This is a genomic window from Blastopirellula marina DSM 3645, from assembly GCF_000153105.1.
Classification (GTDB): Bacteria; Planctomycetota; Planctomycetia; order Pirellulales; family Pirellulaceae; genus Blastopirellula; species Blastopirellula marina.
On record NZ_CH672377.1, the window covers coordinates 1,111,965 to 1,129,123 of the forward strand.

16 protein-coding genes are annotated in these 17,159 nt (G+C 56.5%); 3 read left to right on the plus strand and 13 right to left on the minus strand.

Features of this window, described 5'->3' with window-relative positions:
• Positions 1-29 precede the first annotated feature (29 nt).
• From lptE to DSM3645_RS23625, 10 genes are all read right to left on the minus strand, one after another.
• Positions 30-563: an LPS assembly lipoprotein LptE gene (gene lptE, locus DSM3645_RS23580; protein ID WP_002655134.1), complete on the minus strand. Its 534-nt coding sequence runs from the start codon at positions 561-563 to the stop codon at positions 30-32.
• Positions 560-1,873 carry a tetratricopeptide repeat protein gene (locus tag DSM3645_RS23585; RefSeq protein WP_081444990.1) on the minus strand — a complete coding sequence of 438 codons (1,314 nt, stop codon included), beginning with the start codon at positions 1,871-1,873 and terminating at the stop codon, positions 560-562. The genes lptE and DSM3645_RS23585 overlap by 4 nt, the downstream gene beginning before the upstream one ends.
• Positions 1,870-2,622, minus strand: a complete 753-nt coding sequence (recO, locus tag DSM3645_RS23590) for a DNA repair protein RecO (protein ID WP_002655136.1) — start codon at positions 2,620-2,622, stop codon at positions 1,870-1,872. Before recO ends, DSM3645_RS23585 begins: the two co-directional genes overlap by 4 nt.
• A 147-nt stretch (positions 2,623-2,769) precedes the next feature.
• Entirely contained in the window at positions 2,770-4,062 is a 1,293-nt protein-coding gene (locus DSM3645_RS23595) for a hemolysin family protein (protein WP_002655137.1), read from the minus strand.
• Positions 4,059-4,556: an rRNA maturation RNase YbeY gene (gene ybeY, locus DSM3645_RS23600; protein ID WP_002655138.1), complete on the minus strand. Its 498-nt coding sequence runs from the start codon at positions 4,554-4,556 to the stop codon at positions 4,059-4,061. The genes DSM3645_RS23595 and ybeY overlap by 4 nt, the downstream gene beginning before the upstream one ends.
• 8 nt (positions 4,557-4,564) lie before the next feature.
• The gene (locus tag DSM3645_RS23605) at positions 4,565-6,853 is read right to left on the minus strand and encodes an HD family phosphohydrolase (RefSeq protein WP_002655139.1); all 2,289 of its coding nucleotides are present in this window, start codon (positions 6,851-6,853) and stop codon (positions 4,565-4,567) included.
• A gap of 13 nt (positions 6,854-6,866) precedes the next feature.
• Complete coding sequence (locus DSM3645_RS23610; RefSeq protein WP_002655140.1) at positions 6,867-7,811, minus strand: PhoH family protein; 945 nt, start codon at positions 7,809-7,811, stop codon at positions 6,867-6,869.
• A gap of 170 nt (positions 7,812-7,981) precedes the next feature.
• Complete coding sequence (locus DSM3645_RS23615) at positions 7,982-8,893, minus strand: phosphatidate cytidylyltransferase (RefSeq protein WP_081444991.1); 912 nt, start codon at positions 8,891-8,893, stop codon at positions 7,982-7,984.
• A gap of 3 nt (positions 8,894-8,896) precedes the next feature.
• Complete coding sequence (locus tag DSM3645_RS23620; RefSeq protein WP_002655142.1) at positions 8,897-9,676, minus strand: isoprenyl transferase; 780 nt, start codon at positions 9,674-9,676, stop codon at positions 8,897-8,899.
• A gap of 124 nt (positions 9,677-9,800) precedes the next feature.
• Positions 9,801-11,117: an adenylosuccinate synthase gene (locus tag DSM3645_RS23625; RefSeq protein WP_002655143.1), complete on the minus strand. Its 1,317-nt coding sequence runs from the start codon at positions 11,115-11,117 to the stop codon at positions 9,801-9,803.
• Between the two features lie 237 nt (positions 11,118-11,354).
• On the opposite strand from DSM3645_RS23625, the gene DSM3645_RS28895 reads away from it, so the two are divergent.
• Positions 11,355-12,035: a CPBP family intramembrane glutamic endopeptidase gene (locus tag DSM3645_RS28895; protein WP_161603408.1), complete on the plus strand. Its 681-nt coding sequence runs from the start codon at positions 11,355-11,357 to the stop codon at positions 12,033-12,035.
• A gap of 88 nt (positions 12,036-12,123) precedes the next feature.
• Positions 12,124-13,683: a carbon-nitrogen hydrolase family protein gene (locus DSM3645_RS23635; protein WP_040352966.1), complete on the plus strand. Its 1,560-nt coding sequence runs from the start codon at positions 12,124-12,126 to the stop codon at positions 13,681-13,683.
• Here the strand turns inward: DSM3645_RS23635 and lhgO are convergent.
• Together lhgO and DSM3645_RS23645 are read right to left on the minus strand one after the other, a co-directional pair.
• Positions 13,680-14,861, minus strand: coding sequence for an L-2-hydroxyglutarate oxidase (gene lhgO / locus DSM3645_RS23640; RefSeq protein WP_002655146.1), 1,182 nt, complete (start codon positions 14,859-14,861; stop codon positions 13,680-13,682). The two genes, DSM3645_RS23635 and lhgO, sit on opposite strands and share 4 nt — an antisense overlap.
• The gene (locus DSM3645_RS23645; protein ID WP_040352967.1) at positions 14,861-15,199 is read right to left on the minus strand and encodes an MTH1187 family thiamine-binding protein; all 339 of its coding nucleotides are present in this window, start codon (positions 15,197-15,199) and stop codon (positions 14,861-14,863) included. The genes lhgO and DSM3645_RS23645 overlap by 1 nt, the downstream gene beginning before the upstream one ends.
• Before the next feature lie 188 nt (positions 15,200-15,387).
• Between DSM3645_RS23645 and DSM3645_RS23650 the strand changes: the two genes are divergently transcribed.
• Complete coding sequence (locus DSM3645_RS23650) at positions 15,388-16,452, plus strand: DUF1207 domain-containing protein (RefSeq protein ID WP_002655149.1); 1,065 nt, start codon at positions 15,388-15,390, stop codon at positions 16,450-16,452.
• 47 nt (positions 16,453-16,499) lie between these two features.
• Here the strand turns inward: DSM3645_RS23650 and DSM3645_RS23655 are convergent, their stop codons facing one another.
• Complete coding sequence (locus DSM3645_RS23655) at positions 16,500-16,910, minus strand: hypothetical protein (RefSeq protein WP_002655150.1); 411 nt, start codon at positions 16,908-16,910, stop codon at positions 16,500-16,502.
• Between the last annotated feature and the right edge of the window lie 249 nt (positions 16,911-17,159).

Below are 17,159 nucleotides of genomic sequence, written 5' to 3' on the forward strand. Positions count from 1 at the left end.
CTCAGTTTACCAGGGGGCCAAGCCGTGAATCACCAGGGCGCCTGCATGTTTCGGACGATTTGCACCGCCAAATCGCGGATCGCCTCTTCTTGGGCGATCGCCATGGTTTGCCCCGATTCGGGCACATACTTGCTCGCCACGTTAAGCGTATCGGCCGAAAGCGGCGGCGCCAGCGTCAGTGACAGCGGCTGCTGCAACACATTGCCGCGAGAATCGGTCCAGCGATAGACGACCGTTAGATTCTCTTGGATGATACGAGCTTCGTCCAAGCCGTTGCCGGCGATGACGGACTTTTGATCGCCGATCAATTCGCCGCTCAGCGTGCTGTCGGCCATCTCCTTCGACACCACTTTGTAGGGCGTCGTCGCATGGATCTCGCGGACAACCGCTTCCGTCAGACGTTCGCCCAGTCCAAATCGAAACGATTCTGAAGCGAACATCGGTACATAGACCGTCTGAATGTCAGGCCGATAAAGGGTGCGCGCTCCAATTTGATAGCAAGCGCAGCCTCCGCTGAACAGCGCGGCCAACAGCGGCATCCATATCCAGCGACGATCGATCATGGGGCCTGAACGTTTGCGGTGCGTGGAGTCGAATCTTCCGGAGCAATCTTCGGCATGTCCTTGTCCTCGTCGTAGTCGATCAAATCGACCAGCCATTTCGCCTTTTGCGGCGCATGATCGGGACGATCGGCGATTTCGACCATCCGCTGACGAGCGGCGTCGGCCATGTTCGAGTTCGGAAATTCTTGAATGACCTGGTCGTAGTAAAAACGAGCTCCGCCGTATTGCTGTCGGCCTTCAAAGAAGGTCGCCAGATGCCATAAGCGTTCGGCCTGCTTGGCCCGAACTTCTTTTTTCGCGGCGTCGATCGCTTCACGATGTTCGACAACCCGATCAGGGAACTGCCGCTCCATTCGCTCGGCCAGCTTACCGGCTTCTTCGAGCGACTGCCCATCATAGGAGGGCCCCTGGTACATCTTCAGCTTGCAGAACATGCCGAGATAGTGCCCGATGAATTGATGTTCGCTAGACGGGAAGTTCTGTCGCAGATCGGTATAAAACCGGTCCGCCGCTTCGTACTTGCCCCGTTTGAAGTTGGCGTTGGCCGCGGCCAAGGTAGCGTCATCCGCCAATTTTCCGGTCGGATCGTCCAGTCGGATCATGTCATACAACTTGATCGCATTGCCGAATCGGTCGAATAGGGGTCGCTCTTCGTCGGTAAAGTTCGGCGCCAACGTCCAATCGGGATTCTCGGCGTATCGATCAACCCAGTAGCGGGCCAGCTTGAATCGACGATTGCCGACCTGATCCAGGTATTTGGTGTTCGGGTACTTCTTGACCAGCTTCCCGTACATCTCAACGGCGTCGGGATACTCGTCCAAAAAGTAATAGCACTCGGCTGCGTACATCAGCGAGTTTTCTTCGAGGTCCGATTCACCGTAGTACTTGCCTGCCAAGATGAAGTTGTCCGCCGCTTTGTGCAGCGCGTTGTCACGCTGGCCGACCGGCGCTTTGATCCCTTGTTCGTACTGCGCTTCCGCTTCGGCGTAAAGTCGCTTCGCACGCGCTTTGTCTTGGGCAACTTTGCCGGTCGTTTCGCGGATCGATCGTTCGACGGCGTCGCCGCCCAAAGATCGCCACCACGACTTTTTCTCGACCTCGACAGGCTCGACTTCAGCGCCTGGCGGCTGGTTTTCTTCAAAGGAAACCTGGCGAACGCCTGGCGACATTACAGGGGTTTGGGCGACAGTCTCGGCGCCGCCTGGTCGCCATGAAGCGCAGCCCAACACCGCCGCCATGCAGGCCAGAACCGCAACGCGTCCTGGCTGCGGCGATCGACGGGGGCATCCATGTCCCGGCATTCGTGTCATTCGCTAAGCATTCCCAGCTTGTCGTGCATCTTGAGCCGATGGCCGGCTTGATGCGTGATGTATCGGTTGATTACGCCGCGGCATTCGCCGCGACGACTGGCCGGAATCTCCGTTTCCCGCCAGCTTTCTCCCGGTTCGGCCAGCCGACGGAAGATCTCTATCGTTTCTGCAGTGACGTCGATCACCTGCCGATGTCCGGCTCTGGCCTCGCGAGACAAAACGCCTCCTGCCAACAGCCCCAACGGCACGCGACCCGTTTTAGGAGCAGGTCTTCCGGTATCGACGCAAAACGACAATTCCGGCAGTTGCCCCAATAATCTCAGCAGCGAAAGCTCGAAATGAAGCACTAGCTTCGGTACGTTTCCGCCGCCATCCAGTTCGGCCAAAGTTTGATCCGCGATGTGGAACAACTCCGCATACGGATCGGACTCGTGCGTAAACTCTCCAAGCAACTCGGCGATGTAGTAGCCCGCGTACAAATGGGGCAAACTACGCTGAGCCGAGCGAAACTTACGTAGTAACTTCGCTTCGGTCAGGATGTCGAGGGAGTCGCTCGTTTTGTGGAGGAACACTATGCGACAGAGCGACAACAGGTCAATAGCAGACTCGAACGCACTTTTGGGTCGGCGGCACCCCTTGGCGATCCCCGAGATTTTACCGAAGTCCTCAGTAAACAGCGTCGTAATGCAACTGCTCTCGCTGAATTCGACAATGCGAATCACGATCCCCGTTGTTTTTTCGCTCGACATAGAAGGTAGTGCTAGCTGGCGGCGTGTTGACGTTTGTGGGGGTGTAACGCCGTAGGGTCCGTTGTGCGGACCAAGAATTGCCGAGCGGCATGATTGGTCCGCAAAGCGGACCCTACGACTTCAGAAGTAGACCTAGGATACCCGACATCACGTCGAAGGAGATTCAGCTGGATCGAGTTTCGTCAGTTGCAATTTTTGAATTCGCCGGCGATCGGCTGCTATCACCACGATCTCGACATCGTCGACCCGAATGCGATCACCAGTCTTGGGGATTTTTTGCAAGCGACTGATCACCATTCCGGCGAGCGTGTCATAATCGTCGCCGACCGGCAAGTCGAGTCCTAGCTCTTCGTTCACATCGTCGATGTGGGCGCGCCCTTGCACTTCGGCTTGATCGCGGCTGATGCGGACAATTTCTTCTTCTTCATTCTGATCGTGTTCGTCGACAATCTCGCCGACGATTTCTTCTAGGATGTCCTCAATCGTGATCAGCCCGGCGACGGCGTGGTATTCGTCAATCACGATCGCCATGTGATTTCGTTCCCGCAAAAATTGCTTCAGCAGTTCGTCAATCGGCATCGACTTGGGGACCATCGCCGCTTTGCGGGCCAAATCACGCAGCGACTTGCGGTCCGCGGCCGGCTTGACCAGTTCCGACAGCATATCTTTCACATACAGGACGCCGACAATCTGATCGAGCCCCTCGTGATAGGCCGGAATCCGCGTGCGCCCCGTCTCATGGACGAACTTCACGACATCTTCCCACGACGTTTCGATCGGTAACGCGTCGACCTCGCTGCGTGAAGTCATCACGTCAGCGACGTCGATATCTCCCAGTTCGATCACGCTTTCGATCATTTCACGCGCATCTTCTTCGAGCAGGCCTTCCCGCAGCCCCTCGGTGACGATCGTGCGGATCTCGTCTTCAAACTCTTCTTCTTCGTCGACTACTTCGTGGGGAATATTCGCCAAGCGGCGGAGAAATCCTTCGACAAAGCGAACGCCCCAGGCGAGCGGCGAAAAGATGATGCTCGCCACGGCCCAAAAACGCCAGGTGTAGTAAATAAACTGCGGTGCGAAATGCTCGGCGACCGCCCAAGGTAGCCAGACCGTCGACGCGAGCAAAACAAACGCAACCGCTAGTACGTCCGTTGCAAAACCCGCCGGGGTCAACGTGCTAGTCTTGCCAAGGCCAAGTAACCAGGCCTGACCGGCGACCAGAAAGAAGGCGGTTCCTAGCACTTGCAGGCACTGGGCGGCGAACCCGGCGTCTTCGTGATTCTCGTGAATGATCCGAAACCAGCGAATTTGTCGGCGGCGATCACAGAACTCTTCCAGTTCGTGCCAACTCAGGTCATGCAGCACACGACCCGTCACGGCCGCCAAAATCATGAACGCGGCGCCAGCACAGGAGGTCCAAAATAAGAGCGACGCATTCATCGGGCGGCGCCTCGCGGGGTCTGGGGAGTCTCTAAATGGCGATGCGACTCTGGCGGCTCCAGTCCGACTTGTTCGAGATAAACCCGCTCGAGCCGACGCATCGTTAGGCGATCTTCGTCCTCATGGTCGTCATACCCGACCAGGTGCAAAGCGCCATGGATGACATAGAGGAGCGTTTCGTGCTTGGCCGGCCACTGGTACTTTTCGGCCTCGGCCGCCGCATATTGGCAGCTGATGACGATTTCCCCTTCCAGCAGATCGTCGTCCGCCGAAAGATTGAACGTCACGACGTCGGTGGGGTAATCATGTTGGAGAAAACGGCGATTCACCTCGTGAATCTCCGCATCGTCGACTAGCGCGACGCTGACTTCGTACGCTTCAATAGACTCGCCGGCAAAAACCGCCGCTATCGCTTGGCGAACCGCTTCGTCGGTCGGCGCCGCATATTGCGTGCGACGCGTGATTTCGACCGCCTCGTCGGGCTCATCATCCATGAGATGTTCTAGGCTCGCTGTTGACTAGGGTATTTTACGCGACCGTGATAAACGGCCGTCAGGCTCTTCGTAACGCTGTCTTGAATCTTCCGCAATTCGGATAAGGTCAAACCCGATTCGTCAAACTGACCATCGAGCAGACGCTTCATCGTCAACTCTTCGACCAGGTTCTCGATACGCGCCGGAGTCGGATCAACCAGCGTACGACTGGCGCTCTCGATCATATCGGCGATCATCATTACCCCGGCCTCTTTCGACTGCGGTTTGGGACCGGGATATCGATAGCTGCTTTCGTCCACTTCCTCCGAGCTGGAAGGATCGTTTTCGTTGCGGCGGCTCGCTTCGCGATAGAAATACTCGACCAGCGTAGTCCCGTGGTGTTGTTCGATAAAGTCGATAATCGCCCGAGGCAACTTGTGCTTGCGCGCAAGGTCGGCGCCATCTTTCACGTGGGCGATGATAATCAAAGTACTCATCGCCGGCAGCAATGTAGCGTGACGGTTTCCTTCGCCAGACTGATTTTCGATGAAGTACTCCGGCTTCATCATCTTGCCAATGTCGTGAAAATAAGCGCCGACGCGGGCCAAGAGTCCGTTGGCGCCGATCGCATCCGAGGCCGCTTCGGCGATCGATGCGACGTTGATCGAGTGGTTATAGGTGCCGGGCGCACGGCGGACCAACTCTTGCAACAGCGGGTGAGCGGCGTCTCCCAGCTCCAGCAAACTGATATCGGTCAACACGCCGTAGCTTTTTTCGATGAACGGCAACAGGCCGGTCATTAAGAAGCCGGTCACAATCGCCCATCCTGCTTGCCAAGCGGCGATTTCTAACAGGCGCAGTCCCAGCGGTTGACCAACGACGACTCCTACGCCCAATTGCGTTGCGAAAGCGGCGACGCCAGCCCAAACGCCCACAAAAATCAACTTGGTGCGACTGCGGATCCGCACGGTCATCAAGATCGCGGTCGCGGTCGCCGCCGCGATCGTTACGAAAGTTGCGAGTCCTTCGCCGACCAAAAAGACCGCCGCCAACATAGCGCAGGCCGAAACCAACAGCGCCAACTCTTGGCGATAGACGATCGCTAGCAACATGCCAAGCGCCATCAGCGGCACCAGCTCGGCGCGCCACGCGTCGTCGATCCAGTACGCCAGCACGACAGAGCCGGCGACCGGAGTCAAAAACATCAAGAAGTCATGAACCGAATGCAGGACCTGGGGAGACTTGAACGCGAGATAGACGCCGGACAAAGTCGCCAAGGCGATAAACATGCCAAAGATCGATAACGATCGCGATAGTTGCTTGATCAACGGCAGACTATCGCAAAATGCAACGTGCTCGCTACGAAGCAGCTTCAGCGATTCCCCTTCAAGCGGCACTCCTCCCTTGGCGAGAGCTTCGCCGGAGGGAATATGCCGCATAACCGGCTCGACCTTGTCGATGGTCGCTTGTCGTTGCGTGTTTGTGGCGATTTCGTTTTTTGTCAGCGTGCTGGGCAAGTTGGAACTCATCCAGTAGTAGATCGGGTCGATCACCTCGGCGTTCGACTCTTCTTCTTGGAGCTGGCTCAGCTCGATTTCTAGATTTTTTTTCAGATTGTTGCGGGCCTGGGCAATCAGCAAGTCCGAGATCGAAACGGTCCGCCGCGCATCGGGTTCTCCCTTGCGATAGACGATGACTTCGGCCTTGTTCCCTTTGTTCTCGGCCTGGTCGTTGTTGTCCATCAGGCCGTTTTTAGTGAAGTTCGTCAGCGCGGCGGCGACTCCTTGTTCTAGCGCCGTCAGCTTTCCTTCTTTGGCGTAGAAAGCGTGAAACTTATCAAAGTGGCGGCGCTTTTCGGTTTCTGGAATCGCTTGATCCGGAGCGCTGGGCGTTTTCAGAAACTCGTCCCAAGCGGCTGCGATTTCGGGTGTGAATTCATTGGCCGATACAATCCGCGCCAGGGCGGACTGTAATTTCCCCCGCATTTGTTCGAGCGGCGCCGGATCATTTTCATAGACCGTCAGCGCATTGGCGGCGGCGGCGTCACGCGCACGCTGATCACCGGCAGGGTCAGGCACGGCGAAATCAATGCGGGAAACGACATCGCGCGGAGGGACAAAATCCTCGCGAAAAGAGAACGGCGGCATCCAAGAGATCGTCACCGCCCACAGGATCAGCGCCGTCACGGCGGTGAGCGCTACCATCGCCGCATTCTCGGGGCGCTGCAGCTGCGCGATCCAGCGACGCATCGCGCCTGGTTTCAGGACGATGCTGCTAACGTGATCGGAACGAGTTTTGGATTTGATATGGGGAGGCATAATTTGCGTTCGACTAGGTCGTGTTCGGTCCCCGTTCGTAAGCGTTCACAATTTCTTGCACCAGCGCGTGCCGGACGATGTCGGCTTGCGTCAGCTGCACTTGGCCAATTCCCTGGATATCCTTCAGGCGCAGGATCGCGTCGCTCAAGCCGCTGCTTACGTTATGCGGCAAGTCATTTTGCGTCGCGTCGCCAGAGATCACCATGCGTGAGTTCTTCCCCATGCGGGTCAAAAACATCTTCATTTGTGAAATCGTCGTGTTTTGCGCTTCATCCAAAATGATGAACGCATCGTTCAGGGTCCTTCCCCGCATGAACGCCAGCGGAATTACTTCGATAACGTTTTGCTCCATGTACCGCGCGACCTGATCGCGCTCGATCATTTCGCCTAGCGAATCGAGCATCGGCTGCAGGTAAGGATTGATCTTTTCGTGCAGCGTGCCAGGGAGAAACCCAAGTTGCTCTCCCGCTTCGACCGCGGGACGAACCAAGACGATTTTGCGGATACGTTGTTCTAACAGGGATTCAACCGCCAATGCGACCGCCAAAAAGGTCTTACCGGTACCGGCAGGGCCCAACGCGAACACCATTTCATGTTCGCGCATCGTCTCGACATAGACGGCCTGACCTGGGGTCATCGGCGTGACCCGCTGCGTCTTCTTGAAGACGGCGATCGGCAGCGTCTTGGGTTTGGTCGTTTCGCCGGTCACATCGGCCAACGAGTCTTCCACCTCGTCCAGCGTAATCAGCCCTTGGCGTTCCACTTTTTTTCGCAGCGCCTCAATCACCTTGGTCGCCTGGGCGACGGCGACTTCACGACCGGAAATGCGCACTTGGCCATCACGATGCGTAATCGTCACGCCCAGTGATTCGCGGATACGGCGAACATGTTGATCGCGTGCGCCAAATAGCTGGAGAACGGACGAGTTGTCGAGAAATCGGATAGTCGCTTCGTACATGCAGAAAGCGCTGACCGCAAAGGCCCTCGCAGGAAGAATGATTTCAACACCACTAAAAATATAGACAATCTTTCGTCGGACGAAATCGAAATTCCGCCGCCGATGCGCTAACTTATTTCATGATAGCACTTTACATTCCTTTAGATCGTCTTAATCGGGTTGAAAGCTGGTTACCGGGGCCCTACCAGGCCGATTTCCCAGAAAAATAGCGCCATCGGCGCGGCGACCAATATCGAATCCATCACGTCGAGCACACCCCCCAGTCCTATTAGCCAAGTGCTGGAATCCTTGCTTTCCATGTCCCGCTTAAACAGCGACTCGGCCAAATCGCCGATCATGCCGGCGATCGCTACGCAGACCGCATACAGACAGAGACGCCAAAACGCTGGGGGTTCACTCGTTGTCAGCTGCGGCGCCACCACGGCGAATACGATCCAGGCGCCAAACATGGCCGCGATCAATCCGCCGATCGCTCCTTCGACCGTTTTGCCAGGACTTAAATTGGGCGCTAGTTTTGTGCGGCCCATGAATCGTCCGGTGAAATAAGCGCCGGCATCCGACGTTTTGGTCACGACGATCATCGAGAGCAGCGCAATCATTCCCCACGCGTTGCCATCGGGCAAATCGCTATGCATCAGGCGCAGCCGCAAAACAAAGCTCATCAGGCCGCCGACATAGGCGATCGTAAAGATTGTCAAACCGACATGCACGATCGCCCAGCCTGGCTTTTCGTACCGGCGCATTTCGCTAATCATCGACAGAACCATGCTAGCGGCGAGCGCGAACAAGATCCACTTGGACGAATCTGCAGGCAGCGTCGCCGGAGCAAAGGGCCAAAAGATCGAGAGCCCAGCGCTTCCCATCACCAGCAAGGTACCGACGTGGCAAGCCCATCCGGCGGGACGCAACTGTTTTGCGCGCAGCAGCCCTAGCACTTCTTCCGACGCGGCGATTGCAATCAAAATCGCCAACGGTAAGAGCCAAATTCCAGGGCGGTCAAAGTTCCAGCTATAGTCCAACCAGCAAAGCAGGACGACCGGAACGATGATCGCCACAGCGCCGATCAATCGCCATCTCAGCACAGGCTAAGTCGCTCCTTCCGCAGAATCGACCTTTAACCCGCCAAATCGCCGATCTCGTCCGGCAAAGTCGCGTATCGCTTGGTGCAACGTTTCTTCACAAAACTCGGGCCAGCATTGCTGCGTAACCCAAAGTTCGGCGTAACTAATCTGCCACAGCAAGAAGTTGCTGATCCGCATTTCGCCGGCGGTGCGAATCAACAGGTCGGGATCCGGCATGCCGGCGGTGTACAAATGGGCGGCGATGGCGTCTTCGGTGATCTTCGCCGGCTCAAGAGTTCCGGCAGCGGCTGCAGTCGCCATCTTCCGGACCGCATCGACCATTTCGCCGCGACCGCCATAGTTAATCGCCAGGCAAAGGGTCGTCCCGGTATTGGCGGCGCTCAGCTCGATCGTGCGATCCATCTCGTGCTGCACTTGCTCTGGAATGCCGTCGCGGCGACCGATGATGCGCACTTGGATATTGTTGGCCATGATCGTGCTCCGCTCTTCGATCATGTACTGCTCCAGCAGATGCATGAGAAAGTCGAGCTCGTACTGCGGCCTTTTCCAGTTTTCACTCGACAGGCAGTAAAGAGTCAGTTGTTGAATGCCCAACCTCGCGCATTCTTCCGTGGTGCGTCGCACCGACGTCACTCCCCGACGGTGCCCTTCTACACGCGGCAAGCCTTGTCGCTGCGCCCAGCGGCCATTGCCATCCATGATCACGGCAATATGACGCGGCAGACGTTCGGCAGCGACGCCTAGGTCAGATTGCACAGATTGACTGGACGATTCAGAATTCATGGCGAACAGCGGGAGCGATCAATGCGATACCGGTCGAACGACGACGACCGCGAAAACCAGGTCAGGCTTTCGCTTCGTGTCGCGTTATTGTAACGACTCGTCCCCTCGCCATGCGAGCGGAGAATTACGACGCGGCGCCCGCCAACATGGCCATCGGCTCGGTAAAAATCGTCTGCTTGCGGTCGGGACCGACCGAAACGACGCCTACTTCGCAGCCAACCAGTTCCGAAATTCGCTCAATGTAGGCGAGTGCGTTGGCCGGCAAATCCTCGAGGCTCCGAGCGCCCGTAATTTCTTCCGCCCAACCGGGTAGCGTCTCGTAAATCGGCTTGACCTGGCGAATGTCATCGACGTGACTAGGGAAGTGCGTCAGACGCTCTCCATTCAGGTCGTAGGCGACGCAGATCTTGATCTCGTCCAACGTCGACAGCACGTCCAACATCATCAGCGCCAGCGTATCGACGCCGCTGATCCGCGCGGTGTAGCGAACGGCGACCGCGTCAAACCAGCCGCAGCGACGCGGGCGACCGGTGGTGGTCCCAAATTCGTTGCCGCGATTACGGATCTTTTCGCCAAGCTCGTTTTCCTGCTCGGTCGGAAAAGGGCCGCCGCCGACGCGCGTGCTGTACGCTTTGATGACGCCGATCACTTGGGTGATGAACTTGGCGGGAACGCCTGACCCGGCCGAAGCGCCGACGCCAGAGCTGTTGCTGCTGGTCACAAATGGGTAGGTTCCGTGATCCACGTCCAACAGCGCCCCTTGGGCGCCTTCAAACAAAATGCGTTTGTCCTCATCGGCCGCATCGAGCAGATAGGCGGTTGAATCGGTCACATATTCGCGCATTCGATCGGCGTACGCCGCGTATTCGGTATAGATCGCATCGGCGTCAAGCGGCGTAAATGCTCCGCTGTCGTACATGCTGGCGATCGTCTTGTTTTTGGCGGCCGTAATCAGCGCGATCTTTTCTTTCAGACCGGGACGAACCAAATCGCCGAGTCGAATCGCATGGGCGCGGCCGACTTTATCACGATAGCAGGGCCCAATACCGCGCATCGTGGTGCCGATGTTCTCCCCGTCGGCGGTTGCTTGATTCATGGCCCGATCTTCGGCCATGTGCCAAGGGAAAATGATGTGGGCGCGATCGCTGAGCTGCAGGTTGTTCACCGGCACTCCGCGAGCTTTTAGCCCATCAATCTCTTGCAAAAGAATCGGCGGATTGATGACGACGCCCGCCGTGACGACGTTGGCGACGTCGAGGCTGAGAATCCCGCTCGGAATATGGTGCAGTTTATAGGTGTTTTCTCCGTCGACGACGGTATGGCCGGCATTCGCGCCTCCCAAAAACCGAGCGACCACATCGTGGCGCTTCGTCAACAAATCGACGAGCTTGCCTTTGGCCTCGTCTCCCCACTGCAAGCCGATGACGCACGTTCCAGGCACCGGATTCGCTCCGCTATATCAAGTCGATGAACCAACACACAAACTTCCCATGTTACGGCGGCTTGATCCGCTCGGTCAACCAGTAAGAGGGTAAACCGCTGGCGAGGGGGATCTGGCAAGCTCTTTTCCGCCGGACCAAGCGGCGGCGGAATGACTTCGCACGGCAACTGCGGTACCATTAACGACGGGAAACGCCGCTGCAGGCAAGTCGCCCAGTCTCCAGCCGCCGAGAATTTTTTGTCTGAAGATGACCCCCGAAACGAGCCGGAAATCGACGAAGCGCCGCCGCTAAGTCCTCGCGAGCATGCAGAATACTTTGTTCGCTCGGTTGTTTTGCTCGAAGCGGCGCTGCTGGGCGTCGCCATCTTTTTGGGCTGGATGTTTGGCGTTTCTCCCTGGCAAAGCGCCAGTTGGACAGCGGAACAACCGCTGGCGGCCGCTTGGGCATTTGGGATTGGCGCCGTCGCAACTTTGCCGCTCATCGCTTTTTTCTTCTTTCTCCGCTTCAACAAAAGCGCCGCGTCGCTTGATTTGCGGCGTGTGATGGAAACGCAAGTTGTCCCTCAGTTCTCCTCGGCCACCGTGTTTGAATTGGGAATTGTGGCGTTTGCCGCGGGACTATGCGAAGAGGCGCTTTTTCGCGGCTTTCTGCAATCTGGCTTGACGTCGATCTTGTCCGAGTCGTTTGGGGGCGCTGCGACGGCGATCATTGCCGCTAGCGTCTTATTTGGCCTGGCCCACTATCTATCGCCTGAATATGCCGCCGCCGCGACCACAATGGGCTGCTACTTTGGGCTGCTGTTCTATTGGACGGAGGACTTAATCGCGCCGATCACCACGCACTTTCTGTATGATTGGTTCGCGTTGGTTTACATGCGCAGCCGCGGCGCAACTTCCGTCGATTCTGGCGACGACTAGCCGCGCGACGGCGATTGTAGATTCTCCCCTGTTTCTCTAAAAATAGAGAATGCAGACGCATGTCCGACCGCAAGCCGAAAGACGCCCGATGGAAACGCTGGATCTGAAGGATTTTGAGTGGAAAACCGTCATCCGTAATCTGACGATCGATGACTTTGACCAGTTGGTCGAAATGCAAGGTCGCTGCTTTCCGGGGATGAAGCCCTGGAGTCGCGAACATATCGAGAGTCAGATCAAGACCTTCCCCGACGGACAGATCTGCATCGAAATTGACGGCAAACTAGCCGCGTCCAGCAGCAGTTTGATCGTCGACTACAACCCGAACATGGCCTGGCACAACTGGTCTGCAGTCGCCGACAACGGATATATTCGGAATCATAATCCGAAGGGAGACACGCTCTACGGGATCGAAATCATGGTCGACCCCGAGTTCCGCGGCATGCGACTTTCGCGGCGTCTCTATGACGCTCGCAAAGAAGTTTGCCGGCATTACAACCTCTCGCGGATCATCATCGGCGGCCGCATTCCCGGCTATCACAACCATGCCGATTCGCTTTCGGCCCGAGAATACATCGAGAAAGTGGTCGACCGGGCCCTGTTTGACCCGGTGTTAACCGCCCAACTGGCCAACGGATTCGCCCTGCAAGGTTTGATTCCCAATTATTTTCCTGGCGACGAAGCGTCACGGGGCTACGCGACGTTTCTGGAGTGGCTCAATCTCGACTATCAACGGGGCGCCAAACGTCGCTACCACCACGTGGTCGAACCGATTCGCCTGGCGGTGGTGCAATACGAAATGCGCCCCGTGAAAGACTTCAGCGAATTCGCGACCCAGTGCGAGTTCTTCATCGACGTCGCGTCGGATTACAAAAGCGACTTTGTGGTCTTTCCAGAGCTCTTCACGACCCAATTGCTCTCGTGCGTCGCAGGCTCGCGTCCCGGCCAAGCGGCTCGACGTCTGGCCGAGTTCACGCCGCAATATCTCGACCTGTTCACTGAAATGGCGGTCAAGCACAACGTCAACATCATCGGCGGTTCGCAGTTTGTGATCGAAGATGAGACCCTTTACAACGTCTCGTATCTATTCCGTCGCGACGGGACGCTTGGCAAACAATACAAGATCCACATTACCCCTAGCGAACGCAAATGGTGGGGCGTTTCGCCCGGGGACAAGGTCGAAGTGTTTGACACCGACTGCGGCAAAATCTCGATTCTGGTTTGCTACGACATCGAGTTTCCGGAGCTTGTCCGCATCGCGGCCCAGAAGGACGCCGGAATCGTCTTTGTTCCCTTCAATACCGACACGCGACAAGGCTATCTGCGAATTCGGCATTGCGCGTTGGCTCGTTGCGTCGAAAATCACGTTTATGTCGCCGTCTCGGGCTGCACCGGCAACTTGCCTTTCGTTGAAAACTCGGACCTGCACTACGCCCAATCAGCAATTTTTACGCCGGCCGACGCCGAGTTCGCTCGCGATGCGATCGCCGCCGAGTGCAATCCGAACATCGAGACGATGATTATCCATGACGTAGATGTCGAGCAACTACGCCGGCACCGAGAAAGCGGCAATGTGCAAAACTGGAACGATCGCCGCCGCGACCTCTATAAGGTCGTCTACAAGGAAGACGGCGCCGAGCGAGAGATTTAAAGCGTATCCACGATCGTTTTCGCAATTTGCAGCGCAGACGTCGCGGCAGGGCTCGGCGCATTGAGCACGTTCACCATGCGCCCTGCCCGCTGAATCAAAAAGTCGTCGACCAGATCGCCGCTCGGAGCGATCGCTTGGGCGCGAATGCCGGCCGGCGCCGTGGAGATGTCAGACGCTTGAATCTCCGGCACCAGACGCTGTAGCGACCTTAAAAAAGCGGTCCGTGAGCAAGACCGATACAGCTCTTGCAGGCCTGCTTTCCAGTGCCGCCCGGCTAATTTCCGAAAACCGCCGTACGAAATCGACTCCCACAAATCACGCAAGTTGACATCGAATTTTCCATATCCTTCGCGGGCCAGCGCCAGCACTGCGTTGGGACCGCACTCGACGCCGCCGTGGATCATCCGCGTGAAGTGAACGCCCAAAAACGGAAAGCTAAGATCGGGAACGGGGTAAATCAGGTTGCGGCAGAGTCGCTCTGATTCCGAGCTCAGCTCGAAGTATTCTCCCCGAAACGGCACAATCTGGGCCTCGGGCCTGGCGCCGGAAAGTTGCGCAACTCGATCGCTGTAGAGCCCGCAGCAGTTGATTGCAATCTCGCCGATCAATGATCCGGCGGTTGTTTCGATCGCAATTTCACTTTCGTGTTCGATAATCGAAAGGACTTTTGCGTTCAGGCGAATTTCGCCGCCGCGCTGGCGAATCAAATCGGCCAGCTTTTCACTCACTTGGCGATAATCGACGATTCCGGCGTCCGGCACATGAATCGCCTCGATCCCGGCGCAATACGGTTCCAACTCGAGCAGTCGCTCACGGCTGATCCGCTCGCAGCGGACGCCGTTGGCTTGCCCCCGCTGGTAGATCTTCTGCAGTTGCGGCAACTCGGCTGGTTCGACGGCGACGATGACTTTTCCGCAGATGTCATACGGGATCGACTGCTCGCGACAAAACTGTTCCATCAACGCTTTGCCGGCGCGGCAGTTGGTCGCTTTCAGCGAACCAGGCTTGTAATAAATGCCCGAGTGGAGCACGCCTGAGTTGCGTCCCGTTTGATGCGTCGCTAACGCGACCTCTTTTTCGCAGACGATGACGCGACGATCGGGATCACGTTGCAGTATTTCGTAGGCGGTTGCGAGCCCGACGATTCCTCCCCCCAAAACGATAGCATCGTAGCGCATTACGAATCTTGCTCGCTGCTAGCTGAACCAAGGGTTTTCAGTTTGCGTCCCAGCTTCTGCTCGACCGCATCGACTTTTGTTTGCAGGCGGCCTGAATAGCCAGCTCGATAATCAAGTTTTGCTGTGCATGTAACACGGTCGCAATCGGCGGCCATCGCCTCTAAACAGGCTTTGAGAACTGCTAGCACCTGATCAATCTCGCCTTCAATGATCGTTCCCATGGCATGAAGTCGATATTCGAGACCACTTTTGTCGATAATATCGAGACTGCGGGCAACGTACTCGCTGACACTGTCCCCTTTATTAAGGGGCGACATGCTGAATTCCAACAGGACCATGGCTCAATCAATGTTTCGCTAGCGGAAATATTTTTGCAATTCGTGAACCGGTTCACCTTTGAGACGAAAAGTGCTCTAGAGCCGGCCAGGACCAATCACTAGACTACGCCCCCTCAAGTTTCACCGCGAGAGACAGTTGAACTCCCTGATCGCGCTGAAGTTTTAACGGCAAGAGCGGAAGTAGAACGATGAATTTCGGAACAGGCGACAGAACGAATCTCCGTTACGCGGTTTGCGTCGCCGTAGGGATGATTGCCTGGCTGCTCTTCGGCATTGGATCAGCGCTGGCTCAATATCCAGAAGCCTACCAGCGCGATCTCGATACCTTAATACCCGGTGACGAATATACCGGCCCTCGTCCAACTTTTGCTATTTCGCATCTCGAAGCAGGCAACCAGGAAGCGTTGCCCTTTCCGGACCGGCCGATTGAAGTTTCCGAATACGAACTGAACAATCAACCATGGTACGACGCTTCAGGCGACTACGATGATTGGCAAGTCTTGCCCACCGGGCATATCTACAAAGCACATCTGGCGAACGTCAAAGAATCTCGCATGGCGGTGAAGATTGTCGATCTCACCGGCGACACGACCATTTTGGACGGCAACCTCGGCGGACGCTTTGGCGTCTTCCGCTATGGCAATCATGATCCCTATATGCCGCAAGGCATCCAGTGGGACGTCGAAGGTTCGGCGCATGTGCGACTCGACATTCCGGAAGAAGTGGACGTTCGCGCCGTCGACTTTCGCGCCGGTAATCAGTTGACTTGGAGCTACGACCAGGCGCCCAATCACCGTTCGCGCTTCGGTTACTATCACCTCAGTTCGCATCTGGGGGACGAGTTCCTGATCAAGAATCCCGGCTATAACCGGCTAAACTACTCACGTGACGTGCTGATCTTTGGACACTCGATTTATCTGCGCGAAAAGATTCGCATCTATGGACAAATCGGCTGGGCGTTTTATACGACCAGCCTCTCCAAGCCGTGGGAACTGGACTTCGGATTCGAATGGTCACCGATCTACGCTACAGGCCCCTGGGGAGAACCCTTTTTCGCGATCGATGGGCATCTTCGCGAAGACGTCAATTGGGGCGGAACGGTTACCGTACAAACCGGCTGGGCCTGGGTCGGCGATGATTCCGGTCATCTCTTGCGAATCGGTTTGCAATATCTGAATGGAGCGAGCAGTCAATACTCGTTCACCGGTTATTCAGAACAGCAAATCGGCTTCGGCATCTGGTACGACTACTAGTCGTCAAGCAAGCGGAAGGGTCCGCTTGCCTGCGATTCTTTGGCGTTCTACTTGGCTCGTTCAACGGTGAAAGTCGGCGTATTCATGCCGGCGGTCACTTCGAGTTCCAATCCTGAAGTTTCGTAGCTTTGGAACTTCGCTTCGATCACTTTGCCAACGCGTTCATCGCCGGTGGCCTGACGCGGCACGATCAGCACGCGATGCTTTCCTGGCAATGCGCCATCTTCGGCCTCGAAGGTCGAAATGACGAACTTCCCCTCGTCATCGATCGAACCGCGTGCGCTGACATCTTGTTCCAGAGAATCGAACTCGACGGCGCCGCCTCTAAGTTCTCTTGCCGGTGCGCCATCGGGATAAACGATCGATCCGTGCACCGGATAGGTTCCGTTTCCGCAGCCGGCGGTAACGCCCAGAATCGCGAAACAGCTAAAAGCAAACAGCGCATGTCGATATTCCATAAATATCCCTGTAATTATGTAAAATAACGCTTTTAATCCCCCTCTATTCTAGTACATTTGTCATGAAACGGAAAGAGTTTGAGATCTATTGCAGCTTTTTAGGAATTTTCGCAATCAACCCTCTCCCCCACAGAAAAGGGGCAACGTCCCTCGCTCATTCCGAAGACTGTTTCTCCCCATCCTGCAAACTAACACGACCGCATTTCGCCTTTAAGTCGCCCCGAAATGGCGCTGATGCGTGCAATCCGC

Bases quoted from the DNA above. Each gene is read 5' to 3' on its own strand.
- lptE (WP_002655134.1), bottom strand. From the start codon at position 563: ATGATCGATCGTCGCTGGATATGGATGCCGCTGTTGGCCGCGCTGTTC.
- DSM3645_RS23585 (WP_081444990.1), bottom strand. From the start codon at position 1,873: ATGACACGAATGCCGGGACATGGATGCCCCCGTCGATCGCCGCAGCCA.
- recO (WP_002655136.1), bottom strand. From the start codon at position 2,622: ATGTCGAGCGAAAAAACAACGGGGATCGTGATTCGCATTGTCGAATTC.
- DSM3645_RS23595 (WP_002655137.1), bottom strand. From the start codon at position 4,062: ATGAATGCGTCGCTCTTATTTTGGACCTCCTGTGCTGGCGCCGCGTTC.
- ybeY (WP_002655138.1), bottom strand. From the start codon at position 4,556: ATGGATGATGAGCCCGACGAGGCGGTCGAAATCACGCGTCGCACGCAA.
- DSM3645_RS23605 (WP_002655139.1), bottom strand. From the start codon at position 6,853: ATGCCTCCCCATATCAAATCCAAAACTCGTTCCGATCACGTTAGCAGC.
- DSM3645_RS23610 (WP_002655140.1), bottom strand. From the start codon at position 7,811: ATGTACGAAGCGACTATCCGATTTCTCGACAACTCGTCCGTTCTCCAG.
- DSM3645_RS23620 (WP_002655142.1), bottom strand. From the start codon at position 9,676: ATGAATTCTGAATCGTCCAGTCAATCTGTGCAATCTGACCTAGGCGTC.
- DSM3645_RS23635 (WP_040352966.1), top strand. From the start codon at position 12,124: ATGGAAACGCTGGATCTGAAGGATTTTGAGTGGAAAACCGTCATCCGT.
- lhgO (WP_002655146.1), bottom strand. From the start codon at position 14,861: ATGCGCTACGATGCTATCGTTTTGGGGGGAGGAATCGTCGGGCTCGCA.
- DSM3645_RS23645 (WP_040352967.1), bottom strand. From the start codon at position 15,199: ATGGTCCTGTTGGAATTCAGCATGTCGCCCCTTAATAAAGGGGACAGT.
- DSM3645_RS23650 (WP_002655149.1), top strand. From the start codon at position 15,388: ATGAATTTCGGAACAGGCGACAGAACGAATCTCCGTTACGCGGTTTGC.
- DSM3645_RS23655 (WP_002655150.1), bottom strand. From the start codon at position 16,910: ATGGAATATCGACATGCGCTGTTTGCTTTTAGCTGTTTCGCGATTCTG.